We start from the raw sequence: 23,995 nt of genomic DNA, 5'->3' as shown, positions 1-23,995 counted from the left end.
GTAAACCCACAAAGGGATACCCAAAAACTCTCTCTTTTATTTTCTCACTTTATGTATTTTTATGAAGTAATATCAACTAAATAAAATTCCCTTCCGGTTAATTAAAAGCTGCAGACAAGGAGACCAAGCCTTTAAATAAATTCAACATTACAAATATTAAATACATTATTTTTATAATAAAAAATTACCTGTTAAAATTTCAATATAATGGTATAATTCAAGATAATTCCTCTATATTTATTTCTGAGATATCAAGAGAGTTCTTCTCCCATCCACAAGGGTGATCTTTTCTCTAAGAGAAAAAAGTAAAGTAATGAAAACGAAAAAAAATATGTGGAAAAGAAGTTTTACTGCCATTTGCCTACTATCACTCATGATCGCTGCAAGCGGCTGTCAACATCATAAAAAGCGGGTACTAAAGCTTGCCCACGGGCACGACCCCTCTCACCCTGTGCACAAAGGCATGGTGTACATGGCCGAACGCTTGCAAAAAATCTCCGGCGGGGAAATGGAAATCGAAATTTATACCGGTGGTCAACTTTGTGCCGAAAGGGAATGTGTAGAGTTATTACAAATAGGTAGCTTGGCGATGACCAAAGTGTCCAGTGCAGTAATGGAAAACTTTGTTCCGAAATACAAAATCCTGGGACTTCCCTATCTCTTTAAAGACCGGGAGCACCGGTTTGATGTGTTGGATGGAGAAGTTGGAAAAGAAATTCTTCTGGCCAGCACCCCTTTTTGGCTACGAGGACTCACTTTTTACGATGCCGGCAGTCGTAGTTTCTATACCATTGACCGCCCTATCAATCAACCGGATGATCTGAAAGGTATGAAAATCAGGGTCATGAAAAGTGTAAGTTCTATGAATTTAATTCGCAATTTGGGCGGTTCTCCCACCCCTATCCCCTACGGAGAACTTTACACCGCCTTACAACAAGGTGTGGTGGACGGAGCCGAAAACAACCCTCCAAGCTTTTATTTTTCCAGGCACTATGAGGTTTGTAAGTATTATACCATTGACGAACACTCCTCTTTTCCCGATGTCCTGTTGATCAGCACTCACATCTGGGAAAAACTTAACGAACAAGAGCAACAATGGTTGGAACAAGCGGTGCAAGAATCGGCTGTTAAGCAGAGGGAATTATGGGCTGCATCCGAAAAAGAATGCCTGGAAGCCGTAAAAAAAGCAGGAGTGGAAGTGATTTATACCGACAAGGTCCCCTTTGTAGATAAGGTACAACCTATGTATGAAAACTATAAACAAGATACAAGTATTTATAAATTGATTCAAAAGATCACCGAAAAGAAATCCTAATCTCAAACCGGGACCGAAAAAAACCAAAGCCTCTCTGTTAGAGAGGCTTTGGTTTTTTAGGATAATACAAAGTATTACAATCTTTATTTATAAAAAACTGACATTTGGGTATTCGATTTTGCTAACGGCCTGATTTGACTTAGCCAAGCCCTGGCAGCTTCTACATTTGCAAAGCATTTTAGTTTAATATTGACTTTACTCATTTTCAAACTTCGTTTTAGGCGCTCTGCCACTAAGGACTTTTCGGGATCTGCATCATTGATTACCAGGGCAAACTCGGTAATATTATTGTATTTAATATCGTTCCAATAATATTTTGCCAACCAGCTAATCGTAGAGTCGTGCTCTTTGTTATCCTTAGGGTTACGCAAAACAAAGGTCACATTATTGTTGATAAAAAACATGCGATTACTTCCCTCAGAGCACTTGGTCACTTCTTCTGAGGTAACATAGCCACACCAACTTTCCAAAAAGCATTGCAGTTCTTCATCCCAAATGGAAATCACTTGTTTTGTCCTATTCATGGGTTTTGATGGTTTTTGAGTAGTTAAAAACTTAAAAAGAATGTATTTAAAGAATAAGTAAATACAGCTACTTTTATGTTGATCCGGTTCGACCTAATAAGATATGCGCGCACCCTACCGCTCTTTTTGTGTTGATAAGAGATAATCTGACCTTGCGTACACAACAAAAATTGTGAAGATTTTTTAATCAAGATGGTATTAGCAGTTGAAAAAATTGCTAAAGCTTGCTTCATGAAATTTAATACTAAATCAGTAAAAATAAAAGCATTTCCACAGGTTTTTTCCAAGTAAATCTAAATCCAATGAAACTTTGAATTCCCCTCGAAGAATTAAAATAAAAAACATCTATTTCACTGTATTTGTTCAACTTATTTGTTAATTTCAGAAGGTTATTTATCAGAAGCCCAACAATACTACTCCCCCAAATTAAAGGTATTTTTTTTTAACTTTTAGTCTATTTGCACTTCAGGTATTTATTAATTTTAAATTTTTTAAAGAAAAAGTTGCATTCATTACACAAAAATTTATTTATTTAGTGAAATACTATACCTCTTATCACTAACTATTACCCCAATAATCCCACTAACTTGCCCAAAAGCAGTATGCGAGATCGCTAATCTCCACTACTTTAAACCTACTGAATCAAATGAACTTTTCAATTGCAACAAGCTTAAAGGAAGTGCAAGCTTCGTGGGGTATTGTCTACAGGCAATATCTTAAAAACCATTTTATCGATCCAAACCCTTATCAACTTTTTACCTTTCCTGAATACATATCCTCTAATAGTATCACTCTGATGGGTATAAAGGACCAAGAGTGCCTGTGTACGATCTCAGCCGTGGCGGATAGCAGCAATGGTCTCCCCTTGGATAAAGTCTTCAAACCAGAGCTTGATGGGCTACGCAGCCAAGGCAAAACCTTGATCGAAGTAGGATTATCAGCCTCCCAAGAAGACCCTCGTTGCTCGGGAATGGATATTATCCGGATGATGGGATATATCGGAAAGTATAGCATCTACCATCAAAATGCCGACTTGGTGATTGGTGTCCCCCCCCGCAAAGTCAAGTTTTTTGAAAGACTGTTCGGGTATCAGGTGGTCAGCCAACTCAGCGCTTATAAAAGTTTACAAAAAGCTCCGGTCGTTCTGCTTCATGCCAGCCATCAAAAAGTCAAAAACCTTCAACTGCCTCTCATTTTAGATGCGTTAAAGGCTCCTTATACCGACCTGTTTCACCAACGATTTGATTTTGCTCCGGAAAAATATGCCAACACCCAACTTGACAAATTCCTACAGGAAACATGGAACCTGCAAAGCTTCAAAAGCGAGAGTACCTTACTCATCGCCTCATAAAAATTTGTGGAGAGGAATATGTCAAGTTTGACCGGCAGACGGTAGTTGAATACAGTTTAAATAGTTGTGGAGATACCGTCCGCCCAATGTATGTAGTATTCCCCCACACTACTGAACAAATTAGCCAATTGGTTCAATTCGCCAATGAAGAGCGACTCACTTTATTCCCGATCTCCCGTGGTCAAAACTTTGGCTATGGCAACAAACAAGGTACATCCGCAGGCCAAATCATCCTGGATCTGAGTTTGATGAACCGGGTTATTGCTATCAATCCGGAGTTATGTTATGCTACAGTAGAGGCAGGAGTTTCCCAAACCCAACTCTATCAAACCCTCCAAAAACATCCGGGCAGGCCTTTGGCAATGGATGTAACCGGAGCCGGAAGCAACGCAAGTATTGTCGGCAACCTGCTGGAAAGGGGATTCGGACATACGGACTATGGCGACCGCTTTTCCAGAATTGTCAATATGAAAGTGGTCCTTCCCAATGCGGATGTGATCCAAACAGGATTCGGTTGCTTTACTCATGCCAACGCATTGCATACATACCGGCAGGGACTAGGCCCTGTATTGGAAGGTCTGTTCTCTCAATCCAATCTGGGCATTGTTACGGAAGTAACCATAGAACTAATGCCTAAACCGGAAAAAAACTGTATGTTTATCTTTTCCACTCCTGTAGAAAATGATCTTCCTAAACTGGTGGATACCCTCCGGGAATTACGCTTGCAAAATATTATCAACAGTACGGTCCATATTGCCAATAAAACCCGGACGGTTGGCGATGAAAACAACCGTTATGTAGGAGCCTGGAACTTGAGCGGTTCTCTCTCAGGCCCTGCAAGTATTGTAAATGCTAAAAAGAAGCTTATTCGAAAGGCATTCAACACACAGTTTAAGCATTGTAAAATATGGTTTATTACCGACCGGCTTTTGCGTTTCGTTCAGTGGGTAGATAAATATATTACTCCTATAGACACCTATCCGGTGATCAAAGATGCTTTTGACTTAATGAAAGGCATTCCTTCTGACAGCCCTATTCAGACCTTACTGAGCCAACAAGTGGATACTTCTGAAATACAGGTATCCAAACTTCCCAAACACTTCCAATGGATTTGTGCAGTCAGTGAGGCATCGGCCGACAGCCTTTGCAAAATGCAAGACATCACCGCAGCTCTATTTGCAAAACACCAATACGAATACAGGGTAACCTTTACCTCTATCAACCCCAGGTCTTTTATCATGATAGCTAATATTACTTATGAAAAGACCGAAAGTTCTATGGCAAAAGCGCAAACGTTCTACAAGGAATGTACACAAGTACTGAGCGAAGCGGGGTTCCACCCTTACCGGAGCGGCTCTGGCAAGTATCAATACCTTTCCCCTAGAAAAAAAGGTTACCAAAACGTATTGAACCAACTGAAACAATGCCTGGATCCCAATGCCATTTTGGCCCCCGGTAAATACAACATAGGAATCCCATAAAATAATGATTGAAAAGCTGACACCCAATCAAGAAAAGGGACAGGGTGCTCTTTCACTAAGTTTTACTTCCATTTTAGAAATAGCTTTTAGTATAAAGGCTAAAAATAATAAAACTGGGCCAAACGGTAGGTATTGGCGTGGGCTTCTACAATATGACTCACTTTACTGGAGTACCCACCTCCCATGCTTGCCATCACCGGAATCCGGTTCGTTTTACAAGCTTCCAACACAATACGGTCCCGCTCCTTACACCCTTGAACCGTCAAGGATAATTTACCCAGACGGTCGGAGGCCAATACATCCACACCTGATTGAAAAAAGACAAATTCAGGGGCTACTTCTTCTATCAGTTTAGGTAGTTGATAAGAAAGAACTTTCAAATAAGCGCGATCGTCCGTACCATCCGGCAAACCGATATCCAAATCCGACCGCTCTTTTTGTAATGGATAATTCCGCTCTCCATGCATACTGAAAGTAAATACTTGGGGATTGTCCTGAAAAATTTGAGCTGTGCCATTTCCCTGATGTACATCCAGGTCTACTACCAATACTTTATTTATATGGTGATATTTTAAAAGATAATTGGCGGCAATGGCAATATCATTTAACAAACAAAACCCCTCCCCCCTATCCGTAAATGCATGATGTGTTCCTCCGGCAATATTCATGGCAACCCCATACTCCAAAGCATAAAGGGCACATTGCAGTGTCCCTTCGCAAATCACTTGCTCCCGGTCTATGAGCTCTTTCGAATGGGGAAAGCCCGTGCGTATCTCCTCTTTCCGGGTCAATTGCAAATTGCGCAAACGTTGCCAGTAATCAGCCTCATGCGACAAAATGATAAGAGACTCACTGATGGCTCCCGGCTCGAAAAAATTCTCCTCATTTACCGTCCCTTCATACAACAATTGCTCTGGCAACAGTTCGTATTTAATCATCGGAAAACGGTGTTCATCGGGCAGTGGGTGCCGGTATATGGATGAATAGGCTATTTTAAGCATCATAGATCAATAGAAGGCCGGGCTTAAAAAAGCCCAAATCAATAATTTCCCACAGATAACATCACTAATGTACAAGCCTGCAGTGTTTCAATATCATGCGCATCTGCCAAGGAAGCCAATTCGGGATTTTCGGTTCCCGGGTTAAAAATCAGACGTTTAGGTTTGGTTTCCAAGATATAGGTATACCACTCTGGCTGGTGCTGCGCTCCGATATATAATGTAACCGTATCCACCCCTTGAAAAACAGCTTTATGGTTGTGAATTTTTTCCCCTGCCAACTCTCCTTTTTTGATGCCTACATTTACAATTTCATGCCCGTATTCTTTTAACATATGGGCCGCTTTGTAAGCGTAGCGATTGATATTGGGGGATGCACCTAATATTAAGGTTCTTTTCATCTTTTGTCCTTTGATGTTGAAAACAATCTATGGCGTTCATTGATTGTTTAAATGCTCTTCAAAGGTAGCTACTATTGCCGAAATTTTCACTCTGTGTTATTTTGCTTTGCAGTGGATTGGCAGTGTTCTCAGAAATATGGAAATAATAGGAAATAATCTCTATCTTCGTAGTATGAAATCACAAAGCTCCAATATTCTGCTTCGCATTATCAAAAACTTCTACTTCTTAATAGGGGTATCGTTTTTGGTATGGATGATTTTCTTTGATTCCAATAGTCTGACCAACCAAAGGAAACTGGATAAAAGTATTGAAGAATTGGAAAGTGAAAAAGCCTTTTACCAACAAGGTATTGAAGAGATGCACAAAAACTTAAAAGAGTTAAATAGTGATCCGTCTGAATTGGAAAAATTTGCCCGGGAGAAGTACCTTTTTAAAAAGAAAGGAGAAAAAATTTACCTGTTAGAATCCGAATAATCAGCCTCTCTCCCAATCATTAAGCCTTCCCTTGAAAACCCTGATTTTACCGATGCTTCTTTCTTTATTAAAATTTGCCGTGCTTTTTATAGTATTTTAACATTTCTATAATACTACCCCTAAAGCATATATAAGCAACTAATAATCAGCTGTTTGAAAACAATCATTTCTATTTATCCTTTCTACAGGGCTTTGAATATATTTTCCAATCGCCTCTATTCTCTTTAATTTTGCAATCAGTTTTTTCAACATTAAATTCATACCACTATCACTTTATGGATTATTTAACCAAAATCGCAGTGTTTATCACTGCCATAGTGCTGTTTGGTTGCAGTAAAAACCAAACAGAGCAAGGGGATGAATTCTTTCATTCCGGACAGTACGACAAAGCCATCTCAGCTTATACTGATTACATCCAAGAACACCCAAAAGACGGAGAGACTTTTTACAACCGGGGCCGGGCTTATGAAGAACAAGGGCAACTCGAAGAAGCCTACGAAGACTTTAAGCAAGCGGCTCAGATCAACCCGAATGAAACCAGTTATTTTATGGGGATGGGTATGATCAATTTTAAATTAAAGAAATACGATGCCGTTGTCAGTAATATGCAATCGGTTTTGAATTTAAAAAACAATCATGCCGAAGCTTATTTCATTATGGGAAGGGCCCATTATCAGAAGGGGGAATTTCGCCCTGCTTTGGAAAATTTTAACAACGCAATCCGCTATAACAAAAACTTAGGCGGGGCCTATTTGTACCGGGGGGTGATCAACATACAGGCAAAGAAACAAGAAAAAGGTTGTGCCGATTTGCAAAAGGCATTGAACCTGGGAGAGAAGAATGCCAACGATGCCATTCAAAAGTATTGTAAATAACAGCGGGCCTGCTTAACTGATGTTTTTAATCAAGCGAACTCAGTTCAAGCGAATCCGTCAAAAAGCCTGTGATGGTTTATTCACAGGCTTTTCGTTTTTACTCTTCGATAAATTCTACAGGCAGGCGAATAGAAATCCGTTCATACAAGACGACAATGTCCACACCCTTCTCCGATTTTTGCATATGGATGGTAAACTCTTGAAATACTTTTGGCGGCTTGTACAAGGGGACTTCCTGCCTCAACACATCCTTTGCCGGGTCATATTTGTATAAGCCCCACTGTCCCGGTTCACTGTTTAAAATGACCGTCCAGGTTTCCTGGTCCGGAATGGTGAACAAGGTATACGTCCCCGGTTCCAATTCCTGATCAAATAGTTTTACCCGTTGAGAAAAGGTAATTTCCGTAGCATCGTCCGCTCCTGTCCGCCAAATTTTTCCATAGGGCACATTGTACCCAAAAGTAAGGCTTCGTTCATACCGGAGCTTGGGCCTGCCGTAAGTCACCTTTATGTAATTCCCCCCTTCTTTATAATTACTCATTCCTACCGGGTATTTCCGGGGTTTTGTTTCAAATTCTTGCGCTATTACAACTTGACACAAAAAGCCACTGATCAGGATCAATAAACCAAATACTCTCGCCATAAATCTTAATAAGGGTTTTGAAAGATAAAGAAACAGAAAGACGGAGCACTAGTTTGTCACCATGTCCCTCCTCTCCTTCTGTTCCCGGTGTTTAGTTTTTACAATACACCTTTGGTAGAAGGCACCTGATTGTTTGCAATATCTCTGGTTACCGCCATTTTAATTGCTTTGGCCAAAGCTTTAAATATGGCCTCGATTTTATGGTGTTCGTTATCCCCTTCTACTTTAATATTGAGGTTGCACTTAGCCGTATCAGAGAAGGATTTAAAGAAATGGTAAAACATTTCTGTGGGCATTTCACCGATTTTTTCTCTTTTAAACTCCGCATCCCATACCAGCCAGCTTCTCCCCGAAAAGTCAATGGCCACTTGTGCCAGGGCATCGTCCATTGGTAAGAGGAAACCATAACGGGTAATGCCTTTCTTATCTCCCAAGGCTTTAAAATACGTTTCGCCCAAAGCCAAGGCCGTATCTTCAATGGTATGGTGTTCATCAATCTGAAGGTCGCCCTTTACTTTAATTTCCAAATCCGCACCTGAGTGTCTGGAAAGCTGATCCAACATATGGTCAAAAAAGCCTAAGCCGGTACTGATCTCACTTTTACCATTTCCATCCAGATTCAGGTGTATATAAATATCCGTTTCTTTGGTTACCCTGTGTACCGTAGCACTCCGGGCCGGCAATTTCAGGAAACGGTAAATTTCCGCCCAGTCTAATGTTGTTAGCGCGGCCTCTGTATGTGCTTCCTCCGCAAGGAAAATGGCCTGTGCGCCCAGGTTTTTAGCCAATTCGACATCAGTAGGCCGGTCACCAATTACATAGGAATTCGCCAAATCGTACTTTTCGGCATCAAAGTATTCCGTAAGCATCCCTGTACGAGGTTTCCGGGTGGGAGCATTGTCTTCTTCGAAACTGCGATCGACATGAATTTTTGTAAACTCTATCCCCTCGTTCTCCAAGATTTTCAGCATTTTATTTTGCGCTGGCCAAAACGTATCCTCAGGGAAGGAGGCAGTCCCCAAGCCGTCTTGATTGGTCACCATAACCAATTCATAATCCAGTTCTTTGGCAATTTTATGCAAATTGGTAATTGCCCCGGGAAAAAACTCCAATTTTTCCAAGGAATCCACCTGAAAGTCCACGGGTGGCTCTACGATAATCGTACCGTCACGATCAATAAATAAAACTCTCTTTTTCATACTATTACTTTTCGTTTTTCCTCCGGCATGGACGTTCTTTTGTCAATTCCTTGAAAGGTAAGCAGATAAACAAAATTTTCGGATGGCTATCAACAAGAATTCATGGAACCCCTCCGGAAAAAAACTTTGTGAATATCCGTACAGATAAATCCTTCCAACCGGCATACTTACAAAAATACACGAAGAAAAGCAAAGGGCAAGCACCCGCTTGTGTATCCCTTGTGAGAGTTCTAAGCTCCGGGCATAGCATTGCAAATCCTCCGGCCCTTGAATATCTTTGATAGGCAAATCGCCAAACAAGCTGTTATAAAAGCCTTAAATTGTAAAATTATGATCGAGTTGCTTCGGGAATACTATGGGACTCTGTTTGAAGAAAAGTTGATAGAAGAAATCAACAAGGTGGCTCAATACCGTAAAATCCCTCAAGGAACGGTACTTATAGAAGTGGGAGATTATATTAAAAGCATTCCTTTGTTATTGACCGGGGCCATCAAAATTATCCGGGAAGATGCACAAGGCAATGAGCTATTTTTATATTACCTGGAAGGAGGGGATACCTGTGCCATGTCGCTTACCTGTTGTATTGCACAAAAGAAAAGTGAAATCCGGGCCGTAGCCGAAGACAATACCGAGTTAATGATGATTCCGACACATTATATGGATCACTGGCTCACCCTGTACCCTTCCTGGCGAAGGTTTATTTTTCAATCGTATAATCTCCGTTTGGATGAAATGCTCGAAACGATTGATAGCATCGCATTCAAAAAGATGGATGAAAGGCTGTTGAAATACCTCAAGGACAAGGCGATGGTCATCAAAAGCACCACAATCCATTACACGCATCAGGAAATTGCTTATGAACTCAACACTTCCAGAGTGGTGATTTCCAGGTTGCTAAAACAGTTGGAAAAACAGGGGTATATCCGGCTTTCCAGAAATAAACTCGAATTATTAAAACTATAGTTCTTTTACAAAGTTTAAATCCTATAACCATAGGAAGCTAAGGCACTTAGGAAAAAGTGTCTTGTCACCGGTCAAAACCAACTCCCTACTTTGTAACAAAAGTTACTGACCTGGCTCTGTCCTCCCACTACCTTTGCAGGGTACCTGAGCAAGAGAATAAATTATGCTGAAGAAATTCATCCCTATACTAGACTGGTTACCACGCTATCAAAAAGGGAATTTAAAAGGAGATGTCAGTGCCGGATTGACCGTGGGCATACTATTAATTCCACAAGGAATGGCCTATGCAATGTTAGCCGGTATGCCCCCCATTTACGGATTATACGCTTCTTTATTTCCCCTTGGAATTTATGCTCTTCTGGGCACTTCCCGCCAACTTTCCGTTGCTCCGATCGCTACGGACTCCTTACTGATCGCGGCAGGGGTTGGACAACTGGCAGTGCTCGGTTCGGACAATTATATTCAATTAGCCATTACACTGGCCCTGATGGTAGGAGCCATTCAGTTGACTTTAGGAATCTTACGTTTGGGCTTTTTGGTCAACTTTCTCTCCCGGCCCGTCATCAGCGGATTTACTTCAGCCGCAGCCATCATCATCGGGATGAGCCAGTTGAAACATTTGTTGGGCATCGAAATGCCTCGAAGTAATCAGGTGCATGTCATTGTCACCTACTTATTCGAACACATATCTCATATTCACTGGCCGACTTTCTTGCTAGGACTTGGGGCTATTTTCTTGATCAGATTACTTAAAAAAGTGGCCCCTTCATTACCCGGAGCCGTTCTGGCCGTTGTTACCGGGAGTATACTGGTGTATGCCTTTCACTTACAAACTTATGGTCTTGCCATTGTAGGAGATGTGCCCAAAGGACTTCCCTCTCCCAGCCTCCCCAATTTACAATGGGAAAACCTCACACAACTATTTCCCATTGCCGTTACCATTGCCATCATCGCTTTTATGGAAGCCATCTCGGTGGCCAAAGCCTTGCAAGCGAAACACAAAAGTTACGAAATCGTCCCGAATCAAGAGCTCATCGCCTTGGGAATGGCCAATATAACCGGCTCTTTTTTTAAGGCATTTCCAACTACCGGAGGTTTTTCCCGCTCGGCTGTCAATGACCAGGCAGGAGCAAAAACCGGAATAGCCTCTTTGATCAGTGCCGCTGTAGTAGCCTTAACACTATTGTTTTTAACCCCATTGTTCTATTATTTACCTCAATCCGTTTTAGCAGCTATCATTATAGTGTCCGTCTGGGGTTTGATAGATTTTAAAGAAGCGAAAAACTTATGGGAAAGTGACCGGACCGATTTTTTTATGCTCGCTTTGACCTTTGTGGTTACTTTGACCTTTGGTATAAAGGAAGGTATTGCCACCGGGGTGGTTTTGTCATTGGCAATGGTTATTTACCGCAGCGCTTATCCGCATACTGCCGTCCTGGGAAAAATCGGCACCACCGACTACTACCGCAATGTGGATCGCTACCCGGAGGCCTTGGAACGGGAAGATCTTCTGGTCTTCCGCTTTGACGCTCCTATCTATTTTGCCAATGCTAATTATTTCAGAGACCGGATTTATCAATTGCTTGAAAAAAAAGAAGGGAAGCTCCGCCTGATCATCCTCCATGCTGAGCCTATCAGCGCCTTGGATTCCAGTGCTGTGTTTATGTTGAAAGAGTTGGTCAAAGATTTGCAACATCAAGGGATCCGTATTTACTTTTCCAAAGTAATTGGTCCTGTCAGAGATGTATTTTTTAAAAGTGGTCTGATTGAGTTAATTGGCAAAGATGCCGTATTTATGAATATTCAGGATGCCATCGATCACTTTGATCACCATGTCAGCGCCCCCCTTAGTGAAAAACAAAAACTTGCCTTACAGACCAATACCCATAAAAAATAACAGGGTACGGTTTTAAAGGCGAGTGCTTCCTCATGCAACAATACGCATCAACTTCAAGCTGTTTTTCTAGCCAAAACACTCCACACTTTAGACTTTTAACATAATTTAACGTAGAGCAAATTGTCTTTCCGAGGTTTTGGGCTGTCTTATTTATGAAAGCAGAAGAATGCAAGTGTTTTTTGTTTTAAAAAGTATCAAACCCTGACACTTCCAACTATACTTAATATTCGAAGATCGTCAAACTTTTAACCAGCTATGAAGGGGGGATACTTATGAGAATGTTAATGTTTTATTGATGTAGTACCGTCAGTGCAAGAGCTGAACTGCAAGAGGCAGCCCCAAAACACTGACGGTATCTTTTTAAGTATTCATCATAACATTACGCCAAACGTTGAACCACATCTATTAACAATTATATAATCGGCTAAATTAAATAAAATACTAACTCCGGGGCTCTACTGGCTACCGGAGTTTTTTATTCGGAGATATCGCTTTCTTTCCAAATTCCATATCTCACCTCATCAGTAACCTGTCCGTCTTTAAAGATGGCGTTCTTAAACACCGCTTCTTTCACAAAACCCGCCTTTTCCAGTACATGTTGTGAGGCCAGGTTATAAGCAAAAACGCCGGTGAATATACGTAAGAAGCCCAATTGTTCAAAGCCATACCGTACAATTTGCTTTACCACCTGAGTCATGATACCTTTTCCCCAATACGGCTCTCCCAACCAATAACCGACTTCGGCAGTTTTTTTATATACATCCGACTGAGGGACCAGGCCTACCACACCGGCAAAGTTGCCTTGATACTCAATAGCAAACGTAGGAGGCATTCGTTCCCCTTGATAAATCGCAATAAATTCTTTGGCATCCTCCTCGGTATAAGGAGAAGGAAACAAATCCCGTAAATTCCGCCAGATTTTCCGGTTGTTCGCCAGCCGCGCCATTTCCCGGTGGTCCTCAAAACAAAGCGGCCGGAGTCGAAGATCCAGAGTTATTTGAAGTATCATATGACTTTTTTCTTCATTGATTTTTCCGTACCTTCAAATTTCAGTAAAAACACCTGATTACCACTTCTAATTTACAGGAATTCTCAGTAAAAAGAAGTATATTCTTTTTCTTCCTAAACTTAGCACTTCTACCAATGAACAGCTCAAACACAACCGTCCCACTACCCGTTAATTTTGAAAAATATTCCTATGAGGCTGCCACTTTACTCCGGCTGTACAAGGCCCTTATAAAGCCCCGGATGATTGAAGAAAAAATGCTCAAAACCCTCCGGCAAGGAAAAATCAGCAAATGGTTTGCAGGCATCGGGCAAGAAGCCATTGCCGTGGGCGCTACAGAGGCCATGGCAGCGGATGAGTACATTCTTCCTATGCACCGGAACCTGGGCGTGTTTACCTCCCGGGAGGTAAAACTCAGGCAATTATTCGGACAGTTTCAAGGGAAAACTTCAGGCTTTACGCAAGGCCGGGACCGTTCCTTTCACTTTGGCAGCAAACAACACCATATCGTTGGTATGATCTCACACCTGGCCACGCAGCTTTCTGTTGCCAATGGCATCGCCTTGGGCAGTTTACTTAAAGGGGCTCCCAAGGTCACCTTGGCGTTTACCGGTGAGGGGGCCACTTCCGAAGGCGAATTTCACGAGGCCATGAACATTGCTGCCGTATGGGGCCTGCCTGTCATTTTTTTGGTTGAAAACAACGGGTACGGTCTTTCCACTCCTACCAAGGAGCAATATCGTTGTACCTCCTTGGTTGACAAAGGCATTGGTTATGGAATGGATGCTGTCCAAATTGATGGCAACAATATACTGGAGGTATACCATACCGTTTCACACTACAGGAAAAGCATCCTGGAAAATCCCCGTCCGGTACTGATCGAAGCCATGACCTTTCGCATGCGAGGACATGAAGAAGCCTCCGGCACCGCCTATGTCCCTCAGGAATTATTTGAAAAATGGCAAGAAAAAGACCCGGTACTTCGCTATGAAGAATACCTGTTCAACCAAGGAGCATTAACCCTTTCGCAAAAAGAAGAAACCAGCCGGCAAATCAAATCCGAAATCGCCGAAGCTTTACAAGAAGCTTTTGCCGAACCCTTACCACCGGCCCATACCACCAAAGAGCTACAAGACTGTTACGCCCCTTTTCACTATATCCCGGTGCCCTTCGCTACTCAAAAGAAAGAAATTCGCTTTGTTGATGCAATTACGGAAGGGCTTTATGAAAGTATGAAACGTTTTCCCAACTTAATACTGATGGGACAAGACATTGCTGAGTACGGAGGTGTGTTCAAAATAACCAAAGGGTTTGTGGAAGAATTTGGCAAACAACGGGTACGCAACACTCCCTTGTGCGAATCCGGCATTTTAGGTTTGAGTCTGGGACTGTCCATTTCGGGCCACAGATCCATGGTCGAAATGCAATTTGCGGATTTTGTCTCTTGCGGGTTTAACCAAATTGTCAACAACCTGGCAAAATCCCATTACCGTTGGGGCGAAAAGGCCAATGTCGTGATCCGGATGCCTACCGGTGCGGGCGTGGGTGCCGGCCCTTATCACTCCCAATCCAACGAAGCATGGTTTTTTCATACGCCCGGTTTGAAAATCGTATACCCGTCTTCTCCGGAGGATGCCAAAGGGCTTTTGACCGCTGCCTTCGAAGATCCCAATCCCGTACTTTATTTTGAACACAAAGCCTTGTATCGTTCTATGACTGAAAGCGTATCCGAAGGCTATTACAACCTGCCAATCGGTAAAGCCCGCTTAGTTGCTCAAGGAGATGAGCTTTCGGTGATTACCTATGGTATGGGGGTACACTGGGCGCTGGAACTTACGCAAGCGCTGGGCATTGCAGCCGATATCCTGGATTTACGTACCTTGCTGCCCTGGGACAAAGAAGCGGTGATGGAAAGTGTTCGCAAAACCAATAAAGTATTGGTTTGTCATGAAGACTGTCTGACTGGAGGCATTGGAAGTGAAATTGCCGCCTGGATCGGTGAAAATTGTTTTCAATGGCTGGATGCCCCGGTAATGCGCGAAGGCAGCCTGGATACTCCGGTTCCCTTTTCCAAAAACCTGGAAGAAAATTTTTTACCGAAAAACCGTATCCGCGAAAAACTCAAAACCTTACGGGAATATTGAAACAAGAACCGGTTCCGTCAAATTTGTTGTTGCGGTTTCAAAACAGATAAAAATCTCTTGTTCACAATAGATGAACAAGAGATTTTTTTATAAGCCTCTCAGAGATTTTATTCCACAGAAGGCACGGCATTCAGCTCTTCCGAAGGACCGAAAAATTCGTAATGAATGTTGGATTCCGCTACGCCTAATTCCCGGAGTATACTTAAAATATTTTGCATAAAAGGAGTAGGGCCGCAAAAGTAAAAATCCATTTCTACAGAAGGTAAAATACTTCGCAATACGGTCTCGCTCACCAATCCTTGATAGTCATAATCCTTTCCACAAAGGTCTTTTTCCAAAGGCTCGTCATAAAATACATAACTTTTTAGCAGTCCGGACTGGTCACTCAACTGCCGTACATGAGAAGCAAACGCATGGGTACCGCTATTCTTAGCGGCATGTAAAAAATATACAGTTCTTTTTCCTTGCTCCATCAAGGCATTTAACATACTCATTAAAGGAGTCACTCCTACTCCACCGCTCAACAACACCACAGGTTTATCTCCGGGCTTCAAGGTGAATTCTCCGGAAGGAATTCCCAGATTGATCAAACTTCCTTCTTCCACTTCTTTATGGAAGTAATTGGAAACTACCCCTTGAGCAAAGTCTTTTACGGCCGGTTCTTTTTTAATACTTATCCTTAAATAATCCTTACCCGGGGAGTCAGACAAACTATAATTGCGTGTGTGGCTATGGGCATCACCTTTAACCCGTACGGAAATATATTGACCGGGAAGAAACTCCGGGCAGCCTTTGCCATCACAAGGTTTCAGATAAAAAGACGTAATGGTTTCGCTCTCCACCTCCTTCTTCACTACGGCATACGACTTATAACCTCTCCACCCCCCGGGCTTGACTTCAAAGTCTTTATAAATTTGTTCTTCTCTTTGAATAAAAATACCCGCCAGGTCTCCATAAGCTTCCGCCCAGGCTTCGATAATTTCCGGAGTGGCTGCTTCGCCTAACACCTCTTTGATGGCTTCTAACAACCCTGCTCCTACGATATCATACATTTCAGGGCTAATTGCCAAACTCGCATGTTTTTGCGCAATTTGCTCTACAGCACCTGACAGCATTTCCAATTGATCTATGTATTTTGAATAATGGAAAATGGCATTGGCCAACACTTTGGCTTGTAGTCCATTTGCCTGATGTGTCATATTAAAAATATCTTTCAGCTCAGGGTGTTGCTCAAATAAGTTTTTATAAAATGTACTGGTAATGTCCTCTTTGTATTTGGCTAACACAGGTTCTGTCTGTTTGACGATTTGTATCGTTTTGGTACTTGCCATTGGATTAAAATTTACAATTCAACAAAAAAATCAAGCCAATGTCTCTGAGTGCTTTTAATTCATATTGGCAAATCTATTTGTCCCGGTAGCCTATTTTTATGATCCTAATCATAATGGTATTTTTCACCTTTCAAAATAAGTTTGAAGAGCCGCGTATTTCCATATTTTATTACGGAAATTTGTAGTATGATCAGTGAAGAATTATTGTCGGAATACGGAGCCTCGGTACTAACAATTCAAAAAGGCGAGTATATCTTCCGAAAAGGAGATTCTCCGCGGTACTATTTCCAAATCAAAGAAGGGGCAATAAAGATGAACCACTACAACGCCCACGGCAATGAGTTTATCCAAGGGATTTTCGGGTTTAAAAAAAGCTTTGGGGAGCCTCCTTTAATCAATGACCTACCCTATCCGGCCAATGCCATTGCATTGAAAGACAGTCAATTGATCCGGCTTCCCAAAAACCGCTTTTTTGACATGATCCATGCCCAACAGGATGTACTGATCGATATCATGAAAAGTCTTTCCGAACGGCTTTATTACAAAGCCATTATCGCCAACAGTATCACCTCCCAATCTCCGGAATACAGCATTCTCAATTTGTTGAGATACCTAAAAGAAGAAGTCTATCAGATAGAAGGCACCTTTACCTTTAAAGTAGATCTCACCCGGCAGCAAATTGCCGATTTGATAGGCCTCCGGGTAGAAACGGTCATCCGTACGGTCAAAGCCTTACAACAAAAAGGCACTATCCGGATCGTCAAACGAAAAATTTATTATTAATGCAAGTTTAGAGGACGAAAGTTTTATACTGAAAAGAGGAGAATACCTGTAACGGCTTGGTCTATGTGTTTTTCATCTTTTTTGTTTGTAATATATCTCAAAATCTTCCCGGTCCAGTATCTTCCAGCCCTCTTTTTCAAATATAACGGCTCCCCCCTCTTCTACACTGCCATCCACCGTCAAACGATCAAACAGGCATGCCCAGTTTTGACTCAACATGGTAAATAAAGGCCGCACCGTATATTCAAAATCATACACCTTTTTGGTTTCTCCATTGTCGATGGATAGTAAAACCGTATCGGTTAAAAGGATTTCCTGGTTCAGACGGTACCACCTGCTGTGGCGGAGGGAGTCATCAATGACCAAGGGTATAGTATCCGAATACTGTTTTACCAATGTGTTTCCTCTTTTGATTCGTACATTTATTTCGCTGGCATCTTCCGGAAAATAGCCCATAAAAAGGATATTAAATCCATCGATCTTTGTTTTGGTGGTGCATTCCAACTCGGCTTTTTGCCGTTTGGCTTCCCTGTTTTTTTCAAAACAAGCCGTACACACCAAGGCAAGGAGTAAACTTGCGATTGCTGAAAATCTCATACGTTTTGGATTTTATGATAGTCTTACAAAAGTAGTAAAACCTGAGGTTAATCCGTATTTCGAAAAAAACGACACCAATTATAATCTCTAACGACTTTCTCCAAATCGTTAAAAGTATAGGTCTTGCTATTAATTTTGGAGATTAGAGCTTGACAATCCTGCAAATATTCACTTAGCTCTTTTGTAAAGTTTTTCTTTGTGATAATTATAAATTTCTTTTCTGATCGTTTTTTGAGATAAAAGTCTTTTTTATCACTCACATGTAATGATCGTTGACCTGCTCCATATCCATAAATAAACACATTATACTTTCTGTATAAAACCAAGCGAGGACCATTATGCACCACTTCATAAAAACTGCTCTCATCCGATACAAATATTTTGGATAAGTAGCCGCACTCAAGTAATCCTTCCGGACCATATTTTTGCTTCATCCCCTTTTTGGTAATAAATACTACTTCATTGGCCTTCTTCTTTTTTTCCGAAAATAAGTCCTGAATTAAGCCCTTGTACTTTACAGAATCTTTGGTAAGAATATATCCTTCAAAATAGTCTCTCTTTTTCTTGAATTTTAAATACGTAGGAGATTCCTGTGCATAGGTGCATAAAGTACACAAGAAAAAAGTCATAAACATTGTCGATAATCTTATCATTTAGGAGATAGGTTTGTAAAGAAGACCAATAATAGCAAATATGTTTCAATAATGAAGATCATAACCGGTCTGTTTTTCACACCGGAAAAATACCTCGTTTTAAGCTCTCCAAGCTTTCTTATTCTTGCAAGCAGCATTTTTTTATCAAAATCCGGTTTTCTTAAAAAGACAGAATCACTTTATACCCAATCGTTTTCAAAAAGCCACATTCAATCATTTATCAACCTTTTGTTTATCCCTGTCATTCTATTTCTTTGTGATTCACTTAAATAATCATCATTACCCAAGAGGTATTGATAAATGGTTTCACTATTCGTAATTTAAACAATGAAAAAAATGAATGTTCTGGCAGGGCTTCTTTCCTGCCTGATGTTTCTTGCAACCTTACCAAGTATGGGCAAGGAGTATGTTTTACAATCACCGGATCAAAAAATCGAAGTAAAGATCAGTGTAGAGGAAGACATCCGTTACCAGGTGCACTTTAACGGAGAGCTCTTGCTTTCGCCCTCGGGCATTTCCATGGCTTTGGAAGGGGGGGAAGTATTGGGCACCCACCCGAAAGTAAGAAAAGTAAAAAGACAATCTGTCAACCGGAGCTTGGCGCCTGTCATCCGCCAAAAAAGCGCCACCATCAGCGACCGCTTCGAAGAAATGACCTTACAATTCCGGGGAGATTATACACTGGTATTCCGGGCATATGATGACGGTGTTGCATACCGTTTCACCACTTCGCGGAAAGAAGCCCTCACAGTAACCAATGAACAAGTGGAATTTAACTTCAATGCAGATCACTCCATGTACTTTCCTGAAGAAACGGATATGATGACACATATGGAACGTACCTATCTGCATTTGCCTATGAGTGAAGTTAACGGAAAGCGATTTTGCTCCATTCCCGCTTTAGTCGAAATCGACAACGGTCCTAAAGTATTGATTACGGAAGCTGATCTGGAAGATTATCCCGGTATGTTTTTAAAAAACAATGACAATGCCTCACACGGATTTCAAGGCATTTTCCCGAAGGTAGCTTTAGAGGAAAAACAAACCAATGACCGGGATGTAAAAGTGGAACAACGCGCTGACTACATGGCAAAAACACAAGGTGAGCGCAGTTTTCCTTGGCGTGTACTGATCATCGCGGAAGAGGACGGAGACCTGATTGAAAGCCAACTGGTGTATCAGCTGGCCAAACCCCTTCAACTCGAGGATACTTCTTGGATCAAAACCGGAAAAGTAGCCTGGGACTGGTGGAATGCCAATAACATCTCGGGAGTGGATTTCCGGGCCGGGGTCAATACGGAAACGTACAAATATTTTATCGACTTTGCCTCAGACTATGGCTTGGAGTACATTATCCTGGATGAGGGTTGGTACAAGTTAGGTGACTTAATGAGTGTGGTTCCTGAAATTGATATGGAGGAATTGATTGCCTATGGCAAAGAAAAAAATGTAGCTATTATCCTTTGGGTTGTTTGGAAAACGCTGGACGATCAACTGGAAGAGGCCTTAAACCAGTTTGAAAAGTGGGGTGTGAAAGGTATCAAAGTAGACTTTATGCAACGTGACGATCAGAAAATTGTCAACTACTACCATAGAGTAGCCAAGGAAGCCGCCAAACGGAAACTGTTGGTCAATTTTCACGGATCGTATAAACCTACGGGAATCCGGAGGGCATATCCGAATGTAATTACCCGTGAAGGAGTAAAAGGTTTGGAACAAAGTAAGTGGGGAGAAACGGCAGACCCTCAAAATGCCCTGGTCATTCCGTTTACCCGGATGGTAGCCGGCCCGGTGGACTATACCCCCGGGGCCATGCTCAATGCTACCAAGCAGAACTTTAAACCCGTGTTTAACAAACCGATGAGCCAAGGCACCCGTTGTCATCAGCTCGCCATGTATGTCGTCTTCGAAAGCCCTTTGCAAATGTTGGCTGACAACCCTACACACTACCGTAAAGAACCGGAATGTATGGAGTTTCTCTCAGCAGTACCGGTGGTATGGGATGCCACCAAAGTCTTGGATGCCAAAGTGGGTAATTACGTATTAATCACTCGCCAACATGGGGAAGAATGGTATATGGGAGCCATGACCAATTGGACTGCCCGGGATTTGGAAGTGGATTTTTCCTTTTTGCCGGAGGGGGAAACTTACCAAATGGATATCTATCAGGATGGAATCAATGCTGACCGCAATGCACAAGATTATAAGAAAACCCGTAAAACGGTTACTAAAAATTCCAAATTAAACATTCACCTTGCTCCTGGGGGAGGTTGGGTAGCCAGGCTTAGAAAAGATTGAAGGGTTGAAGGAATGAAGGGTTGAAGGAATGAGGGAAGGGTTGAAGAGCTGAGGCATAGAGAAATGTAAGTTAAAAGGGAGGGAATTAAACTTTGGGAAGTTTGTAGTTTGATTCATTACCAGCTTTTCAAAATCCCTCCCTACCCTTAATGATATCTATTACCTCTAGTAGTTTTTTTCTAAAATCCTGTTACTTTTGCAGATTCATTTGATTGACTAAGAGCATGTTTGAATGGCTTTGGATGCCTTCGCAAACATGCGATCACAAAAGAAAAGACAATTTGAAGGGATTGGAAAGCACCGGAAAATCGTGCTCCGGAATCAACACTAACATTGACAAGATCATTGGTAAATATGAAACAGGTAGCCGTTCGTAGTGGCGAACGGCTACCTGTTTTTTTTATAATGGCTATCGCTACCCAACGCTATATAACTGTTTACGGGTAACAGGTAGACTGAAAGGTGAACAATTACTTACTTATTGAGAATTAATACAAACTATGAAAGAACCGAAGTTTTTCAACATTGAAGTTCGAAAACCTGCAAACCTCAAAGATGACCTACTGTCTGGCCTGACGGTTGCATTGGCACTGGTACCGGAAGCGGTGGCCTTTGCTTTTGTGGCGGATGTAGAGCCCCTGGTCGGCTTGTATGCAGCATTTATTGTAGGTTTGGTTACTGCTTTGATTGGAGGCAGACCCGGTATGATTTCCGGAGCCACCGGGGCATTGGCTGTCGTAATGGTATCTTTGGTGGCTGATCATGGTGTAGAATATTTGTTTGCTACGGTCGTGCTAATGGGAATCTTGCAGATTGGTGCCGGCTTGTTGCGCTTGGGAAAATTCGTCCGTCTCATTCCTCATCCGGTAATGCTTGGGTTTGTGAACGGTTTGGCCATTGTAATTTTTGTAGCACAACTGGATTCTTTTAAAATACCAAATGCAGAAGTCCTATTCCAATTAGACCTATCCTTCTATTCACTTTGGACTTCTCACATCATGGTGAGTGAAGACTTACTAATCATGATAGGGCTTATGTGCTTGACGATGGCCATCATCTATTTGTTTCCCAAGCTCACCAAAGCTGTTCCGTCCTCGCTTGTCGCCATTGTATTCGTTACATTGGTTGTCATCGGGTTTAACCTTAATACCGTTACCGTAGGAGACAAAGCTTCCGTAGGAGGTGGTTTCCCTGATTTTCATATCCCGATGGTGGATCTTACTTGGGAAAATTTAAAAATTATCTTTCCTTATGCAGCCATCCTGGCGGCCATCGGTTTGATCGAATCATTAATGACCTTGTCGCTAATTGATGAGTTAACCGAAACCCGTGGCAACAGTAATCAAGAATGTGTGGCCCAAGGAACGGCTAATATCATCACGGGTTTCTTTGGTGGTATGGGTGGATGTGCCATGATCGGACAAAGTATGATCAATGTCAATTCGGGAGGGAAAGGACGTACTTCCGGCATCTCAGCCGCTTTATTCCTCTTGGTATTTATCTTAGTAGGTTCTTCATTAATCGAAATGATCCCTATTGCAGCCCTCACAGGGGTGATGTTTGTCGTGGTCATCAGCACCTTTGCCTGGTCTTCTTTCAAAACCTTAAATAAGGTACCTTTAACCGATGCTTTAGTCATTGTGTTGGTTTCTGCCTTAACGGTTATCTTTGATTTGGCCATTGCAGTATTTGCCGGTGTAATTGTTTCCGCATTGGCCTTTGCCTGGGAAAATGCCAAACGAATCCGTGTCAGAAAGAAGGTTGACAAACAAGGCATCAAACATTACGAAGTATGGGGACCTCTATTCTTTGGATCCACTACTTTATTCCAAACCAAATTTGATCCGCAAAACGACCCTGATCATGTTATCGTTGACTTCCTGGAATCCAGAGTAGCGGACCACTCCGGCATTGAAGCGCTCAATACCTTGAGTGAACGCTATGCCAAAGTCGGGAAAAAGGTAGAGTTTAAACACCTGAGTCAAGATTGTCGGAATTTATTGGAGAAAGCCAATCAACTTGTCAATGTAAAAATCATTGAAGAAGCCGATGACCCTCGCTACTTTGTGATGCAAGACCCTACTTAATTTTGAAGGAATGAAGGGTTGAAGGGATGAGGGGTTGGAGGAAGGAAAGAATGGAGGATTGAGGGATGAAGGATTAGGGAGGTAAAGGACCGAAGCCTTTCTTTCGATTTGAATTAAAGGAACAACAAAGCCCTGGCAGTCAAAGATTGCCAGGGCTTTGTTCTTATATTTCCTATGGGTTTATAATCTTCCGATATTTAATTTCACTCCTAATAAAAGGACCAATTGATCATAATCACCGATCACATAACGGAGCTGTGCATTAGGAGTCACGGCCTTTCCAATGTCAAAATCGGCTCCTCCCCCAATGTTTAAACCAACTTTTGTATCGGTACTCGTGAAATCCCCATAAATGGATTCTGCTTTCACTTTTGCCGAAGCTATATTTAATCCGCCTAACAGATAAGGTTTGACAGCAATGTCCGTATCAAACACATAATTGGCATTCAAGCTTATGTCCCATAGTGAGCTTTTGATAGCGCCTTGTTCTTTCGGGAAGAAGAAATTGATTTCTGCCTGCCCCGCTATATTATCCGTAAAAAAGTACTGTCCATTCACTCCAAGGCCCAAGTTTTCGATTTCCGAACCGTAAACCAGTCCACCCCCTACATTGATGACACCTTGTTGTGCAAAAGCTGTTGAGATGGCAAATAAAGACCCCAGAACAAAAGTTGTGATTAATTTTTTCATGCGTTTTTTGTTTTAGTTTAGTTTTAATCTCTGATACGCGTAAGTTTTTAATTGGTTATAAAAATTTCACACAAAATCACTATTGCAAAATTTCATTTAAGCTTTTTACAAGGCGACAAACAAAACGTATAAGTCATAATAATCAGACACTTATAAGCATTTATCCCAAATTTTAGGAAGAAAAAACATAATGTAAGATATTGACAGGCCAACAACTATATACTGGGAAGTTTATTTTGACAATCGTTTGTTTTTTAGTGAGCACTGTAGTAACATTAACCTTT

Annotated in this window: 21 protein-coding genes; 11 read left to right on the top strand and 10 right to left on the bottom strand. The window is 41.7% G+C overall.

Annotated elements, in window-relative coordinates; genetic code table 11:
• Positions 1 to 313: 313 nt before the first annotated feature.
• A complete protein-coding gene (locus tag AAG747_RS23185) occupies positions 314 to 1,315 on the top strand; it encodes a TRAP transporter substrate-binding protein (protein ID WP_346823627.1) in 1,002 nt (333 codons plus the stop codon).
• Between the two features lie 83 nt (positions 1,316 to 1,398).
• Here the strand turns inward: AAG747_RS23185 and AAG747_RS23180 are convergent, their stop codons facing one another.
• Entirely contained in the window at positions 1,399 to 1,839 is a 441-nt protein-coding gene (locus AAG747_RS23180; RefSeq protein WP_346823626.1) for a hypothetical protein, read from the bottom strand.
• Positions 1,840 to 2,485: 646 nt separating this feature from the next.
• Between AAG747_RS23180 and AAG747_RS23175 the strand changes: the two genes are divergently transcribed.
• On the top strand, positions 2,486 to 3,190 hold the full coding sequence (locus tag AAG747_RS23175; protein WP_346823625.1) for an N-acyl amino acid synthase FeeM domain-containing protein: 705 nt from the start codon (positions 2,486 to 2,488) through the stop codon (positions 3,188 to 3,190).
• A complete protein-coding gene (locus AAG747_RS23170) occupies positions 3,139 to 4,671 on the top strand; it encodes an FAD-binding oxidoreductase (protein WP_346823624.1) in 1,533 nt (510 codons plus the stop codon). Before AAG747_RS23175 ends, AAG747_RS23170 begins: the two co-directional genes overlap by 52 nt.
• Positions 4,672 to 4,769: 98 nt before the next feature.
• Here the strand turns inward: AAG747_RS23170 and AAG747_RS23165 are convergent, their stop codons facing one another.
• On the bottom strand, positions 4,770 to 5,672 hold the full coding sequence (locus AAG747_RS23165; protein ID WP_346823703.1) for a histone deacetylase family protein: 903 nt from the start codon (positions 5,670 to 5,672) through the stop codon (positions 4,770 to 4,772).
• A gap of 38 nt (positions 5,673 to 5,710) precedes the next feature.
• Positions 5,711 to 6,070 carry a CoA-binding protein gene (locus AAG747_RS23160; RefSeq protein ID WP_346823623.1) on the bottom strand — a complete coding sequence of 120 codons (360 nt, stop codon included), beginning with the start codon at positions 6,068 to 6,070 and terminating at the stop codon, positions 5,711 to 5,713.
• A 172-nt stretch (positions 6,071 to 6,242) separates the two neighbouring features.
• Between AAG747_RS23160 and AAG747_RS23155 the strand changes: the two genes are divergently transcribed.
• Together AAG747_RS23155 and AAG747_RS23150 are read left to right on the top strand one after the other, a co-directional pair.
• Positions 6,243 to 6,545, top strand: a complete 303-nt coding sequence (locus AAG747_RS23155) for an FtsB family cell division protein (RefSeq protein ID WP_346823622.1) — start codon at positions 6,243 to 6,245, stop codon at positions 6,543 to 6,545.
• Between the two features lie 275 nt (positions 6,546 to 6,820).
• Complete coding sequence (locus AAG747_RS23150; protein ID WP_346823621.1) at positions 6,821 to 7,420, top strand: tetratricopeptide repeat protein; 600 nt, start codon at positions 6,821 to 6,823, stop codon at positions 7,418 to 7,420.
• A 97-nt stretch (positions 7,421 to 7,517) separates the two neighbouring features.
• Here the strand turns inward: AAG747_RS23150 and AAG747_RS23145 are convergent, their stop codons facing one another.
• Together AAG747_RS23145 and hisB are read right to left on the bottom strand one after the other, a co-directional pair.
• A complete protein-coding gene (locus AAG747_RS23145) occupies positions 7,518 to 8,063 on the bottom strand; it encodes a DUF2911 domain-containing protein (RefSeq protein WP_346823620.1) in 546 nt (181 codons plus the stop codon).
• Between the two features lie 98 nt (positions 8,064 to 8,161).
• Entirely contained in the window at positions 8,162 to 9,262 is a 1,101-nt protein-coding gene (hisB, locus tag AAG747_RS23140) for a bifunctional histidinol-phosphatase/imidazoleglycerol-phosphate dehydratase HisB (RefSeq protein ID WP_346823619.1), read from the bottom strand.
• Between the two features lie 330 nt (positions 9,263 to 9,592).
• Here hisB and AAG747_RS23135 point away from each other — a divergent pair, with 330 nt between their 5' ends.
• Both AAG747_RS23135 and AAG747_RS23130 read left to right on the top strand, forming a co-directional pair.
• Positions 9,593 to 10,225, top strand: coding sequence for a Crp/Fnr family transcriptional regulator (locus AAG747_RS23135; protein ID WP_346823618.1), 633 nt, complete (start codon positions 9,593 to 9,595; stop codon positions 10,223 to 10,225).
• Between the two features lie 163 nt (positions 10,226 to 10,388).
• Entirely contained in the window at positions 10,389 to 12,122 is a 1,734-nt protein-coding gene (locus AAG747_RS23130; RefSeq protein ID WP_346823617.1) for a SulP family inorganic anion transporter, read from the top strand.
• Positions 12,123 to 12,597: 475 nt separating this feature from the next.
• Here AAG747_RS23130 and AAG747_RS23125 read toward each other — a convergent pair whose 3' ends face one another.
• Positions 12,598 to 13,131 (bottom strand): GNAT family N-acetyltransferase, encoded by a 534-nt coding sequence (locus tag AAG747_RS23125; RefSeq protein ID WP_346823616.1) that lies wholly within the window; start codon positions 13,129 to 13,131, stop codon positions 12,598 to 12,600.
• Between the two features lie 134 nt (positions 13,132 to 13,265).
• Between AAG747_RS23125 and AAG747_RS23120 the strand changes: the two genes are divergently transcribed.
• Positions 13,266 to 15,272: an alpha-ketoacid dehydrogenase subunit alpha/beta gene (locus AAG747_RS23120; RefSeq protein ID WP_346823615.1), complete on the top strand. Its 2,007-nt coding sequence runs from the start codon at positions 13,266 to 13,268 to the stop codon at positions 15,270 to 15,272.
• A gap of 107 nt (positions 15,273 to 15,379) precedes the next feature.
• Here the strand turns inward: AAG747_RS23120 and hmpA are convergent, their stop codons facing one another.
• On the bottom strand, positions 15,380 to 16,603 hold the full coding sequence (gene hmpA / locus AAG747_RS23115) for an NO-inducible flavohemoprotein (protein WP_346823614.1): 1,224 nt from the start codon (positions 16,601 to 16,603) through the stop codon (positions 15,380 to 15,382).
• A 186-nt stretch (positions 16,604 to 16,789) separates the two neighbouring features.
• On the opposite strand from hmpA, the gene AAG747_RS23110 reads away from it, so the two are divergent.
• A complete protein-coding gene (locus AAG747_RS23110; RefSeq protein ID WP_346823613.1) occupies positions 16,790 to 17,386 on the top strand; it encodes a Crp/Fnr family transcriptional regulator in 597 nt (198 codons plus the stop codon).
• Between the two features lie 72 nt (positions 17,387 to 17,458).
• On the opposite strand, the gene AAG747_RS23105 is transcribed toward AAG747_RS23110, so the two are convergent.
• Positions 17,459 to 17,983 (bottom strand): hypothetical protein, encoded by a 525-nt coding sequence (locus AAG747_RS23105; protein WP_346823612.1) that lies wholly within the window; start codon positions 17,981 to 17,983, stop codon positions 17,459 to 17,461.
• 47 nt (positions 17,984 to 18,030) lie between these two features.
• Positions 18,031 to 18,636 (bottom strand): hypothetical protein, encoded by a 606-nt coding sequence (locus AAG747_RS23100; RefSeq protein ID WP_346823611.1) that lies wholly within the window; start codon positions 18,634 to 18,636, stop codon positions 18,031 to 18,033.
• 327 nt (positions 18,637 to 18,963) lie between these two features.
• Between AAG747_RS23100 and AAG747_RS23095 the strand changes: the two genes are divergently transcribed.
• Together AAG747_RS23095 and AAG747_RS23090 are read left to right on the top strand one after the other, a co-directional pair.
• Complete coding sequence (locus AAG747_RS23095; protein ID WP_346823610.1) at positions 18,964 to 20,934, top strand: retaining alpha-galactosidase; 1,971 nt, start codon at positions 18,964 to 18,966, stop codon at positions 20,932 to 20,934.
• A gap of 500 nt (positions 20,935 to 21,434) precedes the next feature.
• Positions 21,435 to 23,021: a SulP family inorganic anion transporter gene (locus tag AAG747_RS23090; RefSeq protein WP_346823609.1), complete on the top strand. Its 1,587-nt coding sequence runs from the start codon at positions 21,435 to 21,437 to the stop codon at positions 23,019 to 23,021.
• A 180-nt stretch (positions 23,022 to 23,201) separates the two neighbouring features.
• Here AAG747_RS23090 and AAG747_RS23085 read toward each other — a convergent pair whose 3' ends face one another.
• On the bottom strand, positions 23,202 to 23,711 hold the full coding sequence (locus AAG747_RS23085) for an outer membrane beta-barrel protein (protein ID WP_346823608.1): 510 nt from the start codon (positions 23,709 to 23,711) through the stop codon (positions 23,202 to 23,204).
• Between the last annotated feature and the right edge of the window lie 284 nt (positions 23,712 to 23,995).

It is taken from the genome of Rapidithrix thailandica (genome assembly GCF_039710355.1).
GTDB classification, from domain to species: Bacteria; Bacteroidota; Bacteroidia; order Cytophagales; family Flammeovirgaceae; genus Rapidithrix; species Rapidithrix thailandica.
The sequence above is the reverse complement of the archived record's forward strand: the minus strand, read 5'-3'. Positions and strand labels throughout refer to the sequence as shown.

Excerpts from the sequence above, each read along its gene's own strand:
- AAG747_RS23185 (WP_346823627.1), top strand. The coding sequence starts at position 314 with ATGAAAACGAAAAAAAATATGTGGAAAAGAAGTTTTACTGCCATTTGC.
- AAG747_RS23180 (WP_346823626.1), bottom strand. The coding sequence starts at position 1,839 with ATGAATAGGACAAAACAAGTGATTTCCATTTGGGATGAAGAACTGCAA.
- AAG747_RS23175 (WP_346823625.1), top strand. The coding sequence starts at position 2,486 with ATGAACTTTTCAATTGCAACAAGCTTAAAGGAAGTGCAAGCTTCGTGG.
- AAG747_RS23170 (WP_346823624.1), top strand. The coding sequence starts at position 3,139 with ATGGAACCTGCAAAGCTTCAAAAGCGAGAGTACCTTACTCATCGCCTC.
- AAG747_RS23165 (WP_346823703.1), bottom strand. The coding sequence starts at position 5,672 with ATGCTTAAAATAGCCTATTCATCCATATACCGGCACCCACTGCCCGAT.
- AAG747_RS23160 (WP_346823623.1), bottom strand. The coding sequence starts at position 6,070 with ATGAAAAGAACCTTAATATTAGGTGCATCCCCCAATATCAATCGCTAC.
- AAG747_RS23155 (WP_346823622.1), top strand. The coding sequence starts at position 6,243 with ATGAAATCACAAAGCTCCAATATTCTGCTTCGCATTATCAAAAACTTC.
- AAG747_RS23150 (WP_346823621.1), top strand. The coding sequence starts at position 6,821 with ATGGATTATTTAACCAAAATCGCAGTGTTTATCACTGCCATAGTGCTG.
- AAG747_RS23145 (WP_346823620.1), bottom strand. The coding sequence starts at position 8,063 with ATGGCGAGAGTATTTGGTTTATTGATCCTGATCAGTGGCTTTTTGTGT.
- hisB (WP_346823619.1), bottom strand. The coding sequence starts at position 9,262 with ATGAAAAAGAGAGTTTTATTTATTGATCGTGACGGTACGATTATCGTA.
- AAG747_RS23135 (WP_346823618.1), top strand. The coding sequence starts at position 9,593 with ATGATCGAGTTGCTTCGGGAATACTATGGGACTCTGTTTGAAGAAAAG.
- AAG747_RS23130 (WP_346823617.1), top strand. The coding sequence starts at position 10,389 with ATGCTGAAGAAATTCATCCCTATACTAGACTGGTTACCACGCTATCAA.
- AAG747_RS23125 (WP_346823616.1), bottom strand. The coding sequence starts at position 13,131 with ATGATACTTCAAATAACTCTGGATCTTCGACTCCGGCCGCTTTGTTTT.
- AAG747_RS23120 (WP_346823615.1), top strand. The coding sequence starts at position 13,266 with ATGAACAGCTCAAACACAACCGTCCCACTACCCGTTAATTTTGAAAAA.
- hmpA (WP_346823614.1), bottom strand. The coding sequence starts at position 16,603 with ATGGCAAGTACCAAAACGATACAAATCGTCAAACAGACAGAACCTGTG.
- AAG747_RS23110 (WP_346823613.1), top strand. The coding sequence starts at position 16,790 with ATGATCAGTGAAGAATTATTGTCGGAATACGGAGCCTCGGTACTAACA.
- AAG747_RS23105 (WP_346823612.1), bottom strand. The coding sequence starts at position 17,983 with ATGAGATTTTCAGCAATCGCAAGTTTACTCCTTGCCTTGGTGTGTACG.
- AAG747_RS23100 (WP_346823611.1), bottom strand. The coding sequence starts at position 18,636 with ATGATAAGATTATCGACAATGTTTATGACTTTTTTCTTGTGTACTTTA.
- AAG747_RS23095 (WP_346823610.1), top strand. The coding sequence starts at position 18,964 with ATGAAAAAAATGAATGTTCTGGCAGGGCTTCTTTCCTGCCTGATGTTT.
- AAG747_RS23090 (WP_346823609.1), top strand. The coding sequence starts at position 21,435 with ATGAAAGAACCGAAGTTTTTCAACATTGAAGTTCGAAAACCTGCAAAC.
- AAG747_RS23085 (WP_346823608.1), bottom strand. The coding sequence starts at position 23,711 with ATGAAAAAATTAATCACAACTTTTGTTCTGGGGTCTTTATTTGCCATC.